This is a genomic window from Actinoplanes sp. NPDC089786 (assembly GCF_040684855.1).
GTDB lineage: Bacteria > Actinomycetota > Actinomycetes > Mycobacteriales > Micromonosporaceae > Actinoplanes.
On sequence record NZ_JBFBGU010000053.1, the window covers coordinates 1 to 16,789 of the forward strand.

General features: G+C 69.1%; 15 protein-coding genes and 2 pseudogenes. 10 read left to right on the forward strand and 7 right to left on the reverse strand.

What is annotated here, in order from left to right; all coding sequences use genetic code 11:
- The coding region (locus AB0O15_RS47245) for a transposase (RefSeq protein ID WP_364334549.1) at window positions 1-284 on the reverse strand (284 nt) is incomplete at its 3' end.
- A 700-nt stretch (window positions 285-984) separates the two neighbouring features.
- Between AB0O15_RS47245 and AB0O15_RS47250 the strand changes: the two genes are divergently transcribed.
- From AB0O15_RS47250 to AB0O15_RS47275, 6 genes and pseudogenes are all read left to right on the forward strand, one after another.
- Window positions 985-1,956 carry a hypothetical protein gene (locus AB0O15_RS47250; RefSeq protein WP_364334552.1) on the forward strand — a complete coding sequence of 324 codons (972 nt, stop codon included), beginning with the start codon at window positions 985-987 and terminating at the stop codon, window positions 1,954-1,956.
- Window positions 1,946-2,974, forward strand: a complete 1,029-nt coding sequence (locus tag AB0O15_RS47255; RefSeq protein WP_364334555.1) for an XdhC family protein — start codon at window positions 1,946-1,948, stop codon at window positions 2,972-2,974. The genes AB0O15_RS47250 and AB0O15_RS47255 overlap by 11 nt, the downstream gene beginning before the upstream one ends.
- A gap of 11 nt (window positions 2,975-2,985) precedes the next feature.
- Entirely contained in the window at window positions 2,986-3,564 is a 579-nt protein-coding gene (locus tag AB0O15_RS47260) for a (2Fe-2S)-binding protein (RefSeq protein WP_364334558.1), read from the forward strand.
- Window positions 3,551-4,543, forward strand: a complete 993-nt coding sequence (locus tag AB0O15_RS47265) for a xanthine dehydrogenase family protein subunit M (RefSeq protein ID WP_364334561.1) — start codon at window positions 3,551-3,553, stop codon at window positions 4,541-4,543. Before AB0O15_RS47260 ends, AB0O15_RS47265 begins: the two co-directional genes overlap by 14 nt.
- A pseudogene (locus AB0O15_RS47270) lies at window positions 4,540-4,929 on the forward strand (xanthine dehydrogenase family protein molybdopterin-binding subunit); the annotation flags it as partial. The gene AB0O15_RS47265 and the pseudogene AB0O15_RS47270, both read left to right, overlap by 4 nt.
- Window positions 4,930-5,131: 202 nt before the next feature.
- Window positions 5,132-6,793, forward strand: a pseudogene (locus AB0O15_RS47275) (molybdopterin cofactor-binding domain-containing protein); the annotation flags it as partial.
- A 564-nt stretch (window positions 6,794-7,357) separates the two neighbouring features.
- On the opposite strand, the gene AB0O15_RS47280 reads toward AB0O15_RS47275, so the two are convergent.
- The 5 genes from AB0O15_RS47280 to AB0O15_RS47300 form a co-directional block, all read right to left on the reverse strand.
- A complete protein-coding gene (locus AB0O15_RS47280) occupies window positions 7,358-7,759 on the reverse strand; it encodes a hypothetical protein (RefSeq protein WP_364334564.1) in 402 nt (133 codons plus the stop codon).
- A gap of 133 nt (window positions 7,760-7,892) precedes the next feature.
- Window positions 7,893-8,267, reverse strand: coding sequence for a DoxX family protein (locus tag AB0O15_RS47285; RefSeq protein WP_364334567.1), 375 nt, complete (start codon window positions 8,265-8,267; stop codon window positions 7,893-7,895).
- A gap of 45 nt (window positions 8,268-8,312) precedes the next feature.
- Window positions 8,313-8,750 (reverse strand): nitroreductase/quinone reductase family protein, encoded by a 438-nt coding sequence (locus AB0O15_RS47290; RefSeq protein ID WP_364334570.1) that lies wholly within the window; start codon window positions 8,748-8,750, stop codon window positions 8,313-8,315.
- A gap of 117 nt (window positions 8,751-8,867) precedes the next feature.
- Window positions 8,868-9,809 (reverse strand): NADP-dependent oxidoreductase, encoded by a 942-nt coding sequence (locus AB0O15_RS47295; RefSeq protein ID WP_364334573.1) that lies wholly within the window; start codon window positions 9,807-9,809, stop codon window positions 8,868-8,870.
- A gap of 17 nt (window positions 9,810-9,826) precedes the next feature.
- Window positions 9,827-10,459 (reverse strand): LUD domain-containing protein, encoded by a 633-nt coding sequence (locus AB0O15_RS47300; protein ID WP_364334576.1) that lies wholly within the window; start codon window positions 10,457-10,459, stop codon window positions 9,827-9,829.
- 124 nt (window positions 10,460-10,583) lie between these two features.
- Here AB0O15_RS47300 and AB0O15_RS47305 point away from each other — a divergent pair, with 124 nt between their 5' ends.
- Window positions 10,584-11,198: a TetR/AcrR family transcriptional regulator gene (locus AB0O15_RS47305; protein WP_364334579.1), complete on the forward strand. Its 615-nt coding sequence runs from the start codon at window positions 10,584-10,586 to the stop codon at window positions 11,196-11,198.
- Window positions 11,199-12,150: 952 nt separating this feature from the next.
- Here the strand turns inward: AB0O15_RS47305 and AB0O15_RS47310 are convergent.
- A complete protein-coding gene (locus AB0O15_RS47310; protein WP_364334582.1) occupies window positions 12,151-12,501 on the reverse strand; it encodes a cupin domain-containing protein in 351 nt (116 codons plus the stop codon).
- Between the two features lie 235 nt (window positions 12,502-12,736).
- Between AB0O15_RS47310 and AB0O15_RS47315 the strand changes: the two genes are divergently transcribed.
- The 3 genes from AB0O15_RS47315 to AB0O15_RS47325 all read left to right on the forward strand — a co-directional run bounded on the left by AB0O15_RS47315 (window position 12,737) and on the right by AB0O15_RS47325 (window position 16,378).
- A complete protein-coding gene (locus tag AB0O15_RS47315; RefSeq protein WP_364334585.1) occupies window positions 12,737-13,723 on the forward strand; it encodes an AraC family transcriptional regulator in 987 nt (328 codons plus the stop codon).
- Between the two features lie 897 nt (window positions 13,724-14,620).
- Window positions 14,621-15,556, forward strand: coding sequence for an MBL fold metallo-hydrolase (locus AB0O15_RS47320; protein WP_364334588.1), 936 nt, complete (start codon window positions 14,621-14,623; stop codon window positions 15,554-15,556).
- A gap of 42 nt (window positions 15,557-15,598) precedes the next feature.
- On the forward strand, window positions 15,599-16,378 hold the full coding sequence (locus AB0O15_RS47325) for an SDR family oxidoreductase (RefSeq protein WP_364334591.1): 780 nt from the start codon (window positions 15,599-15,601) through the stop codon (window positions 16,376-16,378).
- Window positions 16,379-16,789 lie beyond the last annotated feature (411 nt).

The window sequence follows — 16,789 nt, forward strand, 5'->3', positions numbered from 1 at the left end:
TCCGACGCGAAATACGAGGACGCGGCGCGCAGGATCTCATTGACCCGGCGCAGCTCAGCGACCTCTTCACGCAGCCGGCGGTTCTCATCCGCCATGTCGCTGGTGGGCCGGTCATGACGTTCGCCCGCGTCGGCCTCGGCCTGCCGGATCCAGTTGCGCAACGCCTCATGATGCACGTTCAGCTGCTCGGCCAGACGCCGGATCGTCGGCTTCGGGTCCGACTCGCGATACAGGCGCACGGCCCGCGCCCTGAGCTCGTCGGGGTATTTCTTCGGTGCTGCCACGGATACTTCCTCCCCATGATCAGTCGATCATGTTGAAAAGCTCCGTCGAAGCGGGGGGAACTCAGAGCGTCGTCCCGGCATTCCCCGGTTCTTCCACGGCTACCATCCCGTCGGCTTATCACGTCCACAATGCTGTAGGCGATAGGGGTTGCTACTCCGGTGTTATGGCCACCAAGGACAAGGATCCACGCAGCGCCAAGGCTGAGCCGCCGCAGATGCCCGTCGGTGCGGGCGCCCGCGCGGTCGGCGTAGACCGCCGGCATCTGGACCTCGACCACAGCGCGGATCATGCCTCCCGGCCAAGATCAGAACCAGCCCCAAGTCGCCCATGAGGCCACTCCGGCATGTGCCGATCCGGAGGTGTCTTCTCAACCGAAACACCGGCTCGTCACCACATGAGTGGCAACAACGCTCAGATGGAGACAGGAGAATCACGTCGATGTCTGCCCCGCCCGAACGCCAGAGTCAGGGGTGGTAAGTGACGGTGCTCACAACCCGCCCCTATCCCCAGGCGCGCATGCGGGGTAAAGTCCGCTTAAATTTGACTAGGAGCCAGTAGGGGAACGATGTGTATCCACATGTCGACGAAGTACCAGGGCACACCGCGGGCACACCGCGGCTGAGTCCACGCCGTCCCGATCGGCGTCGGCCGAGCGGCCAGCCCTGGCTCGGCCTGGCTGGCTTGGCCTGGGTCATTCCGGTGGCAGTGGTGCTCGCGGTGAGTCTGGGTGGCATCGAGGACACCGCTCTGGTGCTCGGGCCGCTGGCCACGTTCACGCTGCCCGCGATCGCGATGGTCGCGTTCTGGTGGGAGGACTGGCCGGGACGCAGCCTGCGCGCCGGCTGGGCGGGCCTCACCGACACGTTGTTGGTGGCGGCGGCCGGGATCCTGCTGACCCTGCTGGGGCAGGCCGTGGTGACCGGGCTCGATCTGCGGGGGGTGTTCCTGGCGGACCCCGGCCCCGGTCATGCCGTCACGTATCCGGCGACGATGCCGCTGGCCGGCGCGGCGTTCGCCGTCATGCTGCAGCTCACCCTGGTCACCGAGGGCTGGCCGCAGCGCCGGCTTGGCCGCATCTGGGCGGGCATCGCCGCCCTGGCCGTGTCCTGGGCATTGGCGTTGGCCGCATGGGTGCTGCTGGTCGACCCGGGCCCGCTCGCCGGCCTCGACCGGGAGACGCTCGGCGTCTGGCTGATCGTGCTCGGCATGTGGCAGGTCGTCTTCTTCGTCGTGCTGCACGGACGGCCGTTCACCCGGATCACCGGCCGGGCCTGGCGGCTGACCAGCGCCAACGGCGCTGTACTGGTGATCACCGCGGTCAGCTATCCGGCGCTGCGTCTTGCCGGTCTCGAGCCCGGCCGGGTCGGCGCTCTCGGCGGTACGGTCGTCGCCGCGGGCCTGGTCGTCGCGATGCTGTTCGACGGATGGCCGGGTTCCCGGTGGCGGGCGCCCATCGGCGACGCCGTCGTTCTGGTCACCGTCGCGGTCCTCGCGTCCGTCCTGTACTGGGTGCTCGCGGCGGTCGCCGCGGCCAGGGACTGGCACCGGATGACCGAGCAGTCCTGGATCGCCCTGGCCGCGCTCAACTTCGTCGGCATGGTGGTCATCCTGCACGTCGCGGTGTGGCGGCGCTGGCCCGTACGGACCCCGGAGGTCACCGATGCTGCGTGAGGTGTGGCCGTTCGTCGGCCGCAAGCGCGCCGCCGGACAACCCGTCGTGTTGTTGCGGCTGGTCGGCCGGGACGGCCCCGGCGCCCGGCCGCTCGGCGCCACGATGGCGGTGGCCGCCGACGGAGACTGGACAGGCTCGGTGGCCGGTGGTTGCGTGGAGGGCATGCTCCTCGACGAGGCGCGTGCGGTCCTGGCCGGGGACGGCCCCCGGGTCATCGAGCTTCGCATCGGTGCGGAGCTGTTGCCCTGGGAGCCGGGACCGGCCTGCCGCAGCACCCTGCGGATCCTCGTCACGCCGGCGCCGGACGGGCCGGTTGCCGAGCGCGTCACCGCGGCTCTGGGCGCCGATCTGCCGCTGCGGGTCGGCGTCGAGTTGCGTCACCCGTACCGGTGGACGACCGGGCCGGGCCCGGACCGGGCTGGCGAATCGGTCGAGGATCTCGCCGGCCGGCCGGTCCTGATCATCGTCGGCGGCACCGATCTGGCCGCCGTGCTGGCCGCGCTCGCCGTCCCGCTCGGCCGGCGCGTCGTGGTCGTGGATCCCCGCCCGGAGTACGCCCGTGCCGGCCGGGTGCCGCTCGCCGACGAGGTCGTCTGCGCCTGGCCCGATGCCTGGCTCGGTGAGCACCCGCCGTCGCCGCGGGACGCGGTGCTGGTCCTGACCCACGACCCGCGCATCGACGACCGGGCGCTGCAGGCCGCGCTACCCGGTCCGGCGGGGCACGTGGCGGTACTCGGCAGCCGCGAGACCCACCGCGAGCGCCTGTCCCGGCTGGCCGGCACGCCGGGACTGGACCGGCTCGCCGGTCCGGCCGGACTCGACCTCGGTGCCGGCAGCACGGTCGAGACGGCGCTGTCGTTGCTGGCCGAGGTGGTGGCCGTGGCGAACGCTCGATTCGGCGGCCGGCTCTCCGCGACGAGCGGACCCATCCGAGCCGGCCTCCGGGAAGACCATCCCGCGCCCTCGGAAGACCAGCCGGGTCCGGTGAACGATCCGACGCTCAGTCCTGTGAATTGAGGAGCAAGGCCATGACAGCGATCCATCCCGGTGCCGCCACGGCACTGCACCCCTCGGAGCCTGTCGCGGCGCCCGGGCCGGGCCCGCGCGGGCCGTCCGCCGGCGCCGTCAGCCTGACCGTCAACGACATCGCGCACACCGTCAACCTGGAGCCGCGGGTCAGCCTGCTCGACGCGTTGCGTGAGCACCTGGGCCTGACCGGCGCCAAGAAGGGCTGCGACCAGGGCACCTGCGGGGCCTGCACGGTCTGGGTGAACGGTCGCCGGGTGCTTGCCTGCCTGACCCTGGCGGTCACCTGCGAGGGCCGGGCGGTCACCACCATCGAGGGCCTCAGCGGTGACGGTGACGACCTGCACCCGATGCAGCAGGCGTTCATCGAGCACGACGCCTTCCAGTGCGGCTACTGCACCTCGGGCCAGATCATGTCCGCGGTCGCCCTGCTGCGCGAGGGCAACGCCGGCGACGACGACGCCATCGCGGAATTCATGAGCGGCAACATCTGCCGCTGTGCCGCGTACCCGAACATCCGGGCCGCCATCCGCGCGGTCCGCGACGGCGAACGGCAGGAGACCGGCGATGCGACCGCTTAGTTACGTACGCGCCCGCGACGTCGACGAGGCGGTGACCGCAGTCGCCGCCGACCCGGCGAGCACCTTCCTGGCCGGCGGTACGACCGAGGTGGACCTGATCCGGCTCGGGGTCACCGCCCCGGACGTCCTCGTGGACGTCAACGCCCTGCCACTCGCCGACGTGTCCGGCACCCCCGACGGTGGCCTGCGGATCGGCGCACTCGCCCGGATGAGCGACGTCGCCCGCCACCCCGCTGTAGCGGCCGGCTACCCGGGCATGTCCGAGTCGCTGCTGCTGGGCGCGTCCGAACAGCTGCGCAACATGGCGTCGATGGGCGGCAACCTGTGCCAGCGGGTGCGGTGCGCGTACTTCCGGGACGGCGTCTCGCGCTGCAACAAACGCGAGCCGGGCACCGGCTGCTCCGCGCTCGACGGCTTCAACCGCGGCCACGCGCTCCTCGGCACCAGCGACCACTGCATCGCCACCCACCCATCCGACGTCGCAGTCTCGCTGGTCGCCTTCGACGCCACAGTGCTCACGGCCGGGCCGCGGGGCGCCCGCTCGATCCCGATCGACGACTTCTACCTGCTGCCCGGCGACACGCCGGAGATCGAACACCCCCTGGAACACGGTGAGTTGATCACCGCGATCGAGGTGCCCAGGCTGCCGCTGGCCCGGACGTCGTGCTACCTGAAGTTCCGCGACCGGCAGTCGTACGAGTTCGCCCTGGTCTCGGTCCTCGCCGCGATCCGGGTGGAGCAGGGCACGGTCGCCGAGGTCCGGCTGGCCCTGGGCGGCGTCGGCACCAAGCCGTGGCGCGCCCGGCGGGCGGAAGCGGCGCTCGTGGGTGCGCCCGCGACGGCGGACGCCTTCGCCCGGGCCGCCGCTGAGGAGATGCGCCCGGCGGTCACCCGTCCCCTGAACGCTTTCAAGGTGGAGTTCGCCGAGCGCGCCATCGTGCGTGGGCTGACCACGGCGATGGAAGGAGCACAGCGATGAGCCCGGCGGTAGGAACACCCGTCAACCGCGTCGACGGCCGAGACAAGGTCACCGGTGGCGCCCGGTACACAGCGGAGATCGCGCTGCCGAACCTGACGTACGCGGCGATCGTCGGGGCGTTGATTCCGGCAGGCCGGGTGGCCGCGGTGCGGACCCACGCAGCCCAGGCCCTGCCCGGCACGCTGGCCGTGCTGACCCACGAGAACCTGGAGCGGATCGCCGCCCCGCCGCACCTGCTGCCCTCGCTGGTCGGCCAGGCGGCACCGGGCGAGAGCTTCTTCCCCATGCAGGACGATGTCGTGCACTACTACGGGCAGCCGGTCGCGGTGGTGGTCGCCGACAGCCACGAACAGGCCCAGTACGCCGCGTCGCTCGTCGAGGTCGACTACGAGCGGACGCCGTCGGTCACCACGATCGACGAGGGCCGGGCACAGGCGTACGAGGCCGAGCGGCTGTTCGGAGGCCTCGCACCCGGGCGTAACGAACGCGGCGACGTGCCGGCCGCCCTAGCCGCGGCTCCGGTACGCGTCGAGACGGCGCTGCGGATGGCGGCGAACCACCACAACACGCTGGAGCCCGTCGGCGACCACGGCGGTCTGGCACGACGGCCGGCTCACCCTCTACGACTCCACCATGGGCGTACGCGCTACTCAGTTGACCGTGGCCCAGTTGCTGGGCCTGCCGCTGTCCCGGGTACGGGTGATCACCGAGTTCGTCGGTGGCGGCTTCGGCGCCAAGGCTATGGTCTGGCCGCACGTCACCCTCGCGGCCATGGCGGCCCGCCACGTCGGGCGTCCGGTGAAGCTGGTGCTGACCCGGCCGCAGACCTACACCTCGCACGGCCACCGCGAGGAGCAGGAGCAGACCGTCACCCTCGGCGCCGGCGAGGACGGCCGGCTGACCGTGATCCGGCACGAGAAGCTGTCGATCACCTCACCGTTCGACGACTGGGCCGAGCCCGCCACCGGGGTGTCGTCCCAGTTGTACGCCGTCGACCACTACCTCGGCGTGCACCGGTTGATCAAGGGCAACACGATGACGCCCACCTTCACCCGCGGCCCCGGCGAGACCCTGGGGGTGTTCGCGCTGGAGACGGCGATGGACGAACTCGCCGCCCGGGTCGGGGTGGATCCGGTCGAGCTGCGGCTGCGCAACCGGGCTGGCACCGATCCGTACGGGCACCCGTGGTCCAGCGACGGCTTCGCCGAGTGTCTGCGGGTCGGTGCGGAGGCGTTCGGCTGGCAGCACCGCGATCCGCAACCGCGCTCGCGGCGCGAGGGCAACTGGCTGATCGGGTCGGGCATGGCCGCCGCGGCGTACCCGATCGCCTTCTTCATGCCGGTGCAGCACGCCCGGGCCCGGGTGTACGCCGACGGCAGCGCCGTCTGCGGGGCCAGCGCCCAGGAGTTCGGCACCGGCGCCACCACGGCGATGACCCAGGTTGCGGCGGACGCGCTCGCGGTGCCGCTGGACGCGGTCCGGTTCGAGGCGGGCGACACCGACCTGCCGAACACGTCGTCGGCGGTGGGCTCGTCCGGCGCGATGATGGTCAGCTCGGCGGTGCACGACGCCGGCGTCCAACTGCGGGACCGGCTGATCGCGATGGCGGTGGCCGACCCCGGATCACCGCTGCACGGCGCCGACCCCGCGACGATCCGCGTCCACGACGGGCGGATGGCCCCGTCCGGCCGACCGGACGCCGGGGAGACGTACGCGGACCTCCTGCAGCGCAACCGGCAGCTCGACATGGAAGCGCTCGGCAGCTGGACGCCGCCACCGCTGGACACTCCATACGGCCTGCTGACCTTCGGCGCCCAGTTCGCCGAGGTCGCCGTCGACGCCGATCTCGGCCTGGTCCGGGTACGCCGGATGACCGGCGCCTTCGCGCCCGGCCGGGTGCTGAACCCGAAGCTGGCGCACAGTCAGTTGATGGGTGGCATGCTGTGGGGCCTGAGCCAGGCGCTGCTCGAAGGCAACCGGATCGACACCCGGTCCGGGCGCTGGGCCGCCAACAACCTCGGTGAATACCTGGTCCCGGTCAACGCCGACGCCCCCGACGTCACGGTGGAGTTCGTCGAGGTGCAGGACTCGGTGGTCGGGCCACTCGGCGTGAAAGGCGTCGGCGAGATCGGTCAGGTGGGCGTGGCAGCGGCGATCGCGAACGCGGTCTTCCACGCCACCGGCCGCCGGATCCGCGAGTTGCCGATCACGGCCGAGCTTGTGATGGAGCCCCGGCCCGCTCCCGCCTGACCCGCGGGCGCGCCCGCCGGACCTGCCGTGGCCGGCGCGCCCGTGCACCGGACCACAAGGTGCACGGGCGGCGACCTGCGGACGACGCTGCCCTCGATGCCGAGCTGAGCCGGTAGATATGTGCTGGGCGGCAGGAACTGTTTGCGGTTCTCCCAGCCAGTAACGGTGAGGAGAAATCGGGAACCGGTCGATCGACGGGGTGGCGAATCGACGCGGGTGCCACCCACAGCGGGCTGTCGTGCCGCGGTAGATGGGGGCGCGGCCGACCGTGTGCTCGCCGCGTCTGAAGAGGTAGCCCGTTGGCCGAAGCTGCGTGCGGTTAGTACTCGGCCGAGTCGTGGAAGGGGCACCTGGACCTGGTGCCCGCTTCGGGGTACGAGGGGCTCTACGCCGCGGTGATCCTGGTGCAGCACTGTCATCCGGATTACCGGGCTACACACCCGTTGGCGAGTTCACCCGTACGCGGCGGTGCACGCGTAACGCGTTTCCAACCGAGAGTGACCAGTGCCGGTCCTGGGCGAGTTGCCGTGCGGCTTACTCGCCCAGGATCACACATCGTCAGTTCTAGGCGGGCCGGAAGCTCCGGGCCGCCGACCTGGTCTGCCACGAGTAGTAGTTGTAGGCACCGGCATTCAGCACCGGGCTGCCGGAACAGTCCGTGGTGGGGTAGACCGTGACGGCTCCGGTGAGGTTGAACAGCCCGTAGGCGTCGAACGGCAGGGTGGTGCAGTCGTCCGTCAATGCGGTGTACCAGGCGGTCGGCCCCTGGAAGAAGTCCAGGTAGCGGGCCGGGATTCCGTGGTAGAAGCAGGCAGTCTCCGTGGCGCACACAGGTTCCCCCTTGTACCGGGTGCTGGGCCCGGTGGGAGTCGTCGCCGACGCCGGTCCAGCGGTGGCGGCGACGGTGAAGGCGGCCGCGGCCGCGGCGCCGAGCACGGCAGCGGCGATCTTACGAGTGACGTTCATGTCGCGCCTTTCGGGAGGAGTGGCTGGCTGCCGATACGGCAGGGAATGAGGGTGGCCGGTGGAGTCTGGCGGGGAAGGCCAGGGATCGCGGCGACGGGATTGCCGCTGCACGACTCGAGCCCTCGCAAGGGTGTCAGAAGGAGTAAGAGCCGAAGCGGCCCCAAGCGACGAACGCCGCGAGCAGGATGAGGACGATGTTGACGATGACGTTGATGTACTCCTTGCGCCGGGCGTGAGTGACCACGGCGCCGACCATGAGGACGATCAGGCCGACCGCCGCGACGGGCGCCAGTACCGGGGCGATGTCGAACGCGGGCGGCAGGATGAGACCGGCAGCCGCGGCAATCTCCAGCGCGCCGATAATTTTGATCAAGGAGTCGGGGAATGACTCGACCCACGTCTGCCCGGAGCCGGCCAGTTGCTCCTTGCTGCGCAGCAGTTTCATGGTCCCACTGGCGAGAAACACGACGGCGAGCAGGATCGCGGTGATCCACAAGACAACGTTCACAGTGAGTTCCTTATGAGCAGTCGACAAGAAGGTGGTTTGCGCCTGTCAGGCCGCCGGTGTCAGGGGTAGCAGGCGGATGACGGGGAACTGGCGGCTGGTGCGGGTCTGGTACGTGCGGGCATCCGGCCAGTACGTGGCCCAGATCTCGTATAGGCGGGCCCAGTCGGAGTCGGACGGCCGGACGACGGTGGTCTGCGCCTGCAGGGTCTGGCCGCCGACTTCGATGGTGGTCGTGCCGGGGCCGGCCTCGATGTTGCCGACCCAGGCGGGGTCGCGTGGTGCCCCGCCGGCGGTGCCGCACACCAGGTACGCGTCACCGTCGGTGGCGGCGACCAGGGGTGTGACGTACTCCCGGCCGCTGACGGGACCGACGTGGTGCAGCAGGACGAGTTGTTTGCCGGCGAAGACGCCCCCGACGCGTCCGGCGCCGGCGCGGAACTCGTCGATCACGCGGGTGTTGACGTCTGCGTTGCGGTCTGGCACGGCGTTCTCCTCCTTCAGAAGATGGTTCGGTGACGCTGTGGGTGGACGGTGATCGGAGCGCTCGCGTCGCGATGCCGGTCCGGAGCAGAAGGTGGTGTCTGCTGGCCGGGCCTTCATTCACGGCCGGAGGATGATCTTGCCGCCGGCGTGGCCGCCGGCGAGCAGCGCGTACGCATCGCGGGCACGTTCGAGCTCGAACTCGGCGGCGATCGTGACAACGATGACGCCGTCGGCGGCGAGCCGGACAAGGTCGAGCCGGGCGGCGGTGCGGATACGTTCGGTCTGCGGGCCGGGGCCGAGGGCTTGCGCCCCGTGGGCGACGGCAGCGTGGAAGTTGGCGATGGTCACCACCCGGGCGGGATCGGCGACCAGCGTCAGCGAACTGGTCATGGCCTCCTGGGTGCCGGCGGTATCGATCGCCGCGGACACCCCGTCAGGCGCGAGGGCGCGGACGCGGTCGGCCAGCCCGTCGCCGTAAGCGACCGGCTCGACACCTAACGCCCGCAGCCGCAGGTGGCGTGACGGAGCGGCGGTGCCGATGACGCGAGCGCCGCGAAGCAGAGCAAGCTGGGCGACCATGCCGCCGACCGAACCGGCCACACCGTGCACCAGCACCACGTCGCCCTCGGCCACCTCGGCGGCGTGCAGGGTGTGCGCGGCGGCGGTGCCGCTGCCGAGCACACCCGCCGCCTCGATGTGGCTGAGCTCAGCCGGCTTGTGCAGCAGCATGCCCGCCGCGACGGTGAGTTCGGTCGCCTGCGCCCCGGGCAGCCACTGGCCCAGGACCGCGTCGCCGACCTCGATCGGCCGGCCGTCGAAGCCGACGGCGTCCGGGCCGGTCGCGGTCACGATCCCGCTGAACTCGTTACCCAGCCGCAACGGCAACGCCCGCTCGTCGCGGCCCATCATCCCCGAGGCTTGTTTGAGGTCGAACGGGCTGATCCCCGTGGCCCGCACGGCAGCCGTCACCTCCCCCCGTGCCGGGCGACGCGACGCCACGTCGATGACGTCGATGGTTGCCGCGCCGCCCCAGGCGGTCGCGGCGACGGCGCGCACCATGCTGACGACTCCCGGTCTCAGAAGCCGACGTGCTGACGGATCAGCACCAGGTGGACACGGCCGGGCAGCTCCTGGCGGATCTCCAGCAGCTTGCCGATGTAGCTGTGCTGGCCGTAAGCGGCCTGCGCCCGCGCGTCCTCAAGCTTGAGGCTGTGCTGAGCGATCCGCTCGTGGGCGGCCTGCAGACTGGGCACCAGCTTCTGCACTCCGGCCACGAAGATCACATTCGCGGCGCCCCATGCGTACGCGGCGAGCTGGCTACCGGACGCGGACGCGATGACCAGCGCCCCGTCCGCGGTGACGGCGTGCACACTGCCCAGCGCGTAGTCGGCCTGCCCGGCTATAACTTTCATCTGCTGTGCCTGGGTCTGGTAGTCCAGCGCCATCATCTTGTTGCGGGCCGACTCGTAGGAGCTGTCGGAGCCGTTGATCGCCTCCTCGATCCCGGTCTCCTGCAGCGTGACCGAGGTGTTGGTCATCACCGACGAGCCCTGCGGGATACGTCCCAGCACCGCATCGCGGGCGGCACCGCGGTCGTCGACGACCTCGACGCTGAAGCCGTGCTCCTCCAGCGCGACCACGGTCGCTGTCAATGTCCGCTCGTCCGGCAACGTGGTGAAACTTTCCTCGGTGTTCAAGTTCGCAGTCATGGCTCTCCCTGACAACTGATCAAACGTGCCTGTGGGCTGCATACGGTGGCCGAAGGATCACGACCCACCATCGAGCATAAGCGGACTTTCCCCCGCTTAGCTAGATGGTGGTTAGGATCGCCACATGAACGGCATACCGGTGACCTGGGGAGCGCCGCGGCCGGAGCGCGCAGACGCGGCACGTAACCGCGCCCAGTTGCTGAGCACAGCACGGCAGATGCTGAGCGAATCCGGTCCTGACGACCTGACCATGGACGCGCTGGCCGAGCGCTCCGGCCTGGGCAAAGGAACGGTCTTCCGGCGTTTCGGTACTCGATCCGGCATCTTCGGGGCCCTGCTTGACGAAAGCGAACACGCCCTTCAGGAGCAGGTGCTGTCGGGCCCGCCACCTCTGGGCCCCGGCGCCGAGCCGGTGGATCGACTGATCGCCTATGGCCAGGCCCGGGTGCGCTGGCTGATCGAGAACCGGGTGATCGCCCGGTTCGCGCTCGACGGCCGCCAGCCCATCCCGGGCGGGGCACGTACCTCGGCGTCACAGATACACATCCGGATGCTGCTGCGCCAGTTGAACCTCGACGGGGTGAACGTCGATCTGCTCACCGTTCAGCTCACTGCAGCCCTGGACGGGCCTCTGTTGCTCTATGTGTCCGCCGATGCACTGACCAGCACGGCCCCGCAGGTCGAACAGCAACTCAGCAGCGCATGGCAAGAACTGGTAAGACGCGTGTGCCGGCCGTGAAACTCAGGTCTGTCCGAGTGGACCGGGACCTGCTCGTCGCGTTGATGTGAGCGCCGGTTCCGCTCCGGCAGCCTGCCGCCGTGGGCTGTCCCACAGCCGGCTCTTGCAGGATGGTGTGGCGCTGTCGGAGGCGTTGATGGGAACGCTGACGCTGATCTCCACGGTACCCGCGGACCGCCCAGCATTGCGGTCACCGACGCTTCGCCGAACGTGGGAGAAGGCGGTCATGGCGGGCCTGTTGCACTTGTTCATCTTCCAGTGCTGCTGGACTGCGGGGAACCTGCTTTGCAGGAGCAGGTGCTCTCGGGGCCTGCGCCGTTGAGGTCGGGCGCCGCGCTGCTGGATCGCCTCATTGCCTGTGGCAACGCCAGATCCGATTCTGATGCAACATCCGGAGATCGCCCTACCGCTTTGGACGGCCATCAGCCTGTCCCCGCCGGGAGCCACACTGCGCTACCACAGACTCGCATCCGGATGCTGCATGGTCGGATCGACCTGGGCCGCGCCGATCTGTACCGGCTCACCGTGCCGCTCGCCGCAGCCTTGGAAGCACCCGTGATGCTCCATTGCTCTGCGACAGAGTTCAGCGCCACCGTGCACCGGGTGGGACAACGGCTCGGGACAGCTGGCAGGATCTCGTCGGCCGCGCTCGCCGAGCCTGACGGCGACATAACCGCGCTGCCCCGCCTCCATGGCACCAACGCGCACCGGCCACGGCAGCTGACTGTCACCACGCAGACCCCGGGCAGCCATCACCCGGAGTGGGGCACAGTATGCCGACTGAGTCCGAACCGCCCAGCAGGATACCGGTCAGCACGGCCCCCATCATTTAGAGACTGGCGTGAGCAAGCCCGGTCGGTAGCCTTTCCTCCTTGTCCGGAAGTCACATAGCGACCGCCCTGCCGCGCAGCCGACGAGCGGCAGGGCGCCCGGACGACGCCTGTCCGCGCTCCTAGAGGTCGGGCTGGACCTGGGTGTCGTACTTGTCGAGCAGCGACAGCAGCCGGTCGTCGATCCGTTCCGGCCCCCACGGCAGCACCTGCACGCCCGGCTGCGGCTGGTCGCCGCCCTCGACGAACAGCCCTTCGGGACCGCCCGGCGTATAGAAGAACAGCATGCTGGCATGGGTCAGGCTGACATTCTTGAACCGGTGCCGGGTGGCGCGCGGAATGAACACGGCGTCGCCAGCAGTCGCCGTGAACAACCGGTCACCGTCGAGGAACTCCAGTTCCCCGTCGATCAGATAGAACGTCTCGTCGGTGTGGGTGTGGGTGTGCGCGACCGGTCCGCCGCCCGGCGGCACCGACGCCTTGATCAATCCGACGCTGCCGCCGGTGTCCGGCCCGTCATCTTGACCGTGAGGACGTCTCCGTTGAACCAGACCGTGGTGCCCTGCTTCGCCGGCATGTGGATACTCATCGTTCCCCTACTCACTCGTGGTGACACTGGCCGGAGCAGAATCTAGGCGCGGCGCGTACCGGGGGACCATGACCACGAGTCCTGGTTGATAGCCGGATCGTCCAGACTGGGGAGGTCGTGTGGATCCGTTGTCCGACGTGCTGGGCTTGCTCGACGTGCAAGTCGCTCCACCATGCCGACTGGAGACGGCCGGCGAGTGGGCTCTGAGCTTCGCCGAGTACCGGCACATCCGGGTCGGCGCGGTGCTACGCGGCCACCTGTGGCTGACCACCGACGGCGCCGAGCCGCTGCTGCTGCAGGCCGGCGACTGCTACCTGCTGACCAGCGGCCACGCCTACGCGGTCGGCTCCGACCCGGACCTGCAGCCGGAAGACGGGATGGCGGTGTTCGAAGCCGCCTGGCCAGACACCGTCTACCACCACGTCACGCCGGGAGCCGCGGCGGAGACCTCGGCGATCAGCGGCGCGCTCTCGTTCGACGACACCGCCGCCGCGCTGCTGCTCGACCATCTGCCCGCGGTCGCCGCAATCCGGGCCCGCACCGGCGAGGCCGCAGCACTGCGCCCGGTACTGCAGCTGCTCGCGAACGAAACCTCGCTCGACACCCCGGGCACCGGGGCGATGCGCGACCACCTCACCCACGTGCTGTTCGTCCAGACGCTGCGAGCCGTGCTCGCCCGCCCGGACACGGCGCTGGGCTGGCTGCGGGCATTCTCCGACGAGCGATTGCGCCCGGCGCTCGCGCTGATCCACGCCCAACCGGGCGAGCCATGGACCGTCGCCAAGCTGGCCGCGTCGGCCGGAATGTCGCGCAGCGCGTTCGCCTTGCGCTTCAAGACCACTATCGGGCTCGCGCCCCTGGACTACCTACTCCGATGGCGGGTGCAGTCGGCGGCACAGCTGCTGCGGGCCACCGACCGCACCGTGTCCTCGCTCGCCACCCAGTTCGGATTCGGCTCCGAGAGCTCATTCATCCGCACGTTCAAGCGTCTGACCGGCCAGTCACCGGCCCGCTACCGCCTCGAGCGCACGAACAGGACGTCCACCACTCTGCCGGTCATTTACAAGGACGAAACACCGCCGCATGAACAACGATCGACCGTCTGAACGCGTTGCCGACACGGGTTACAAGACCCCCAGACAACGCATCACCCCAGGCTCCGCACCGCAGGCGAAGCGCCCGGGCGAACGTCGTGCATGTCAGGTAGGCGACGGCAGCAGCGTTTCCGGGTTCGCCGCTTGAAGGGGCTACAACACCACGGAATGGACATAACGCACTGAACGTAACGGTCGCGGCGTCGTCCTCGACATGCCGTCGTGTAGTCACTCGTGGCCGGTCAGACGAGAGCGGCCCAGTTTCTTTGACTGCGTCAACGTGCACCACCAGGCGCCGCTCGTCCACGACCCGCTGGAGATGAGCAAGCACCGGTCGAGTACGTCAAGCCGGGCGTTACGCGGCTCTTGAGGTCTTCCGGATGGGTGGAAACCGGCGGCATCCGGACCTCGGCCACGGCGCGGAAGATGCCCTGCCCGGCCAAGATCAGAGCCAGCCCCGGTCCGCCCACGGGACCACTCGGCATGTGTCGATCCGGAGGTGTCTTCTCGATCGAAACACCGGCTCGTCAGACCACAGGAGTGGTAACGACGCTCCAGATGGAGACAGGAACTCACGTCGACGACTGCCACGCCCGAAGCCAGAGTCCAGGGCGGCAAGTGGCGGTGCTCACAACCCGCCCCTATCGCCGGAGGATGTAAGCGGGGTAAAGTCCGGTTAGATTCGACGCTCTGGGCAGGGGTTCGATGTCTCTCTGAGCTCGGGGAAGGCCGTCAGACGCCACGCTTCGGAGTGTCGTAGGTCTGGAAGCCTGCGCATTTCCTCGCCGGTCCGTCGGTGAAAGCGCAGACAACCTCGAAAGGAGCTCACGCAATGTCGGATAGTGCAGCGCAAACGCTGTCTCGGCCTGGGATTCTGGCTGCCGCCATCAGTGCAGGCGGTGAACAGGCATGAACGGCAGTGACACGGCAAGTCTGGGCCCGAAGTACCGGATCGGCCGGATTGAGGCACGTCGCATCGTGGAGTGGAACGCCCACCTGTTCACCCGGGATCAGGTGTTCCCCGATTCCAGCCGGCAGGAGTGGCTGGCGCAGCGGTCCTGGCTCGAGCCGCGCTTCTGGAACGCGGAGAACGACGCGGTCACCTTGACGATCCAATCGTTCCTGCTGGAGAGCGACGGCAAGCTTGTCCTGGTTGACACCGGCATCGGCAACGGTAAGAAGCGTCCGACCGCTCCGCCGTTCGAGAACTTGAGTACTTCCTTCTTGGAACGCCTCCGCGAGGCGGGCGCAGCGCCCGAGGACATCGACACGGTGGTGTTGACCCATCTGCACTCGGACCACGTGGGGTGGAACACTTGGCTCGACGGCGAAGTATGGGTTCCCACGTTCCCCAATGCGCGGTACCTGATCTCGCAGGCGGAGTTCGACTACTGGAACCCAGACGGCAGCCGCGCAGCTGGTAACCCGGACGCGGACCAGGCGCTCGTCTTCGCTGACAGCATTGCGCCGATCCTGGCCAGCAATCAGGTAGAGCTGTGGACCGGTTCATTCTCCATCGCTGCGGGCTTGGATCTGGAGCAGGTACCGGGACACACTCCCGGCTCTGCCGTTCTGGAGGTCCACTCCGAACAGGACAGCGCGGTGTTCGTCGGTGATCTGCTGTCGACGCCGATGATGCTGAGCCAGCCCGATCTGTGCGCCAAGTACGGCGACCACTGGATTGATGACGACCCGGACCGGGTCCGCGTTGCGCGCCGCGACCTACTGACCCGCGCGGCGCACGCGCGTACGCGGGTCGTGCCCGCGCACGTCAACGCCGACGCCGGCGTTTTCGTCAGCCCGGCTTCGCGCGGATTCGCGGCATCGGACGGCATGGCCGCCTGAGCGAGCGGCGCACATCGAACGGACGAAAGGCGTGATCACACGATGGCATCAGACCTGGACTTCACCGGCAAAACGGTTCTCGTGACCGGCTCGGGACGCAACATCGGCCGCGCGGTCATCCTCGAGTTCGCCGCACGGGGCGCGAACGTCGTCATCAATGCCCGCGACACCGACACCGACCGGGCCGAGGCCGAAGAAGTCAGAAGCGAAGCCGAAAAGCACGGCGTCGGCGCGCTCGTCGTCCTCGGCGACGCCGCCGACCGCGACACAGTGGCCCGGTTCAAGGAAGCATCCGAGCAGCACTTCGGCCGCGTCGACATCTACGTCAGCAACGCGATGCACCGCATGTACCGCGAGTCGTTCTTCGACACGACCGATGAGGACTGGCACTACTACCTCAACCAGCAGCTGACCGCCTCCTGGTACCTCGCGAAGGCCTTCGTGCCCGCCATGAGAGACGCCGGCTGGGGACGCATCATCCACATGAACGGACCGAACGCCTGGACCGGGTCCTGGGCAGCCGCCCCGATCTCATCCGGGAAAGCCGGCCTGCACGCCCTGACCAAGTCGCTTGCCTCCGGACTCGGCCAGTACGGGATCACCGTCAACGACGTCAACCCAGGCTTCGTCGACGTCACCCGTGACTCCGGACTGGACGACTCCACAGCAATGCGCAGGGCCGCCACCGAGCAGATGGCGATCAAGCGAGTCATCCTCCCTGACGAGGTCGCTTGGACCTGCGCCGTCCTGTCCTCCGAGCGATCCGGGGCGATCACGGGGACCGTCATCAACATCGACGGCGGTCGGGCAGTCAGCCACTGACAGAATGCCGCGCTCTCATCTCGAGCGGCCAGAAGCACGATCACGGCAAGCGGTACCTCGTTGGCGGGTGCCGCCCCCGGGGCCGCGTCGGCGATATGGTTTTGACGGGGTCTCCGGGACCAGATCGTTGGGCGCGTTCAACAGAAATGTTTGCTCCTCCAACGGCGCACCCTCTGGCCGGCGCTGTTGTCGTCCATCCAGTGCGGGCCAACCTGTACCGCTCGAAAACAGGGTTTCGGTGTTGGCCTGCGGTTCTGTGCGTTGTCGCCGGCTCGTCAGAGGCAGGCTGACTGGCATGTTCGTGTCGTTCGGATACTTGGTCCTGCGTCAGGTGCTGCAGTTGATCGTGTTGGGCCTGCGGGGCGATGGGGCGAAGGAGGTCGAGATTCTGGTCCTTCGTCACCAGGTCGC

Bases quoted from the DNA above. Each gene is read 5' to 3' on its own strand.
- AB0O15_RS47255 (WP_364334555.1), top strand. From the start codon at position 1,946: ATGCTGCGTGAGGTGTGGCCGTTCGTCGGCCGCAAGCGCGCCGCCGGA.
- AB0O15_RS47260 (WP_364334558.1), top strand. From the start codon at position 2,986: ATGACAGCGATCCATCCCGGTGCCGCCACGGCACTGCACCCCTCGGAG.
- AB0O15_RS47265 (WP_364334561.1), top strand. From the start codon at position 3,551: ATGCGACCGCTTAGTTACGTACGCGCCCGCGACGTCGACGAGGCGGTG.
- AB0O15_RS47280 (WP_364334564.1), bottom strand. From the start codon at position 7,759: ATGAACGTCACTCGTAAGATCGCCGCTGCCGTGCTCGGCGCCGCGGCC.
- AB0O15_RS47295 (WP_364334573.1), bottom strand. From the start codon at position 9,809: ATGGTGCGCGCCGTCGCCGCGACCGCCTGGGGCGGCGCGGCAACCATC.
- AB0O15_RS47300 (WP_364334576.1), bottom strand. From the start codon at position 10,459: ATGACTGCGAACTTGAACACCGAGGAAAGTTTCACCACGTTGCCGGAC.
- AB0O15_RS47305 (WP_364334579.1), top strand. From the start codon at position 10,584: ATGAACGGCATACCGGTGACCTGGGGAGCGCCGCGGCCGGAGCGCGCA.
- AB0O15_RS47320 (WP_364334588.1), top strand. From the start codon at position 14,621: ATGAACGGCAGTGACACGGCAAGTCTGGGCCCGAAGTACCGGATCGGC.
- AB0O15_RS47325 (WP_364334591.1), top strand. From the start codon at position 15,599: ATGGCATCAGACCTGGACTTCACCGGCAAAACGGTTCTCGTGACCGGC.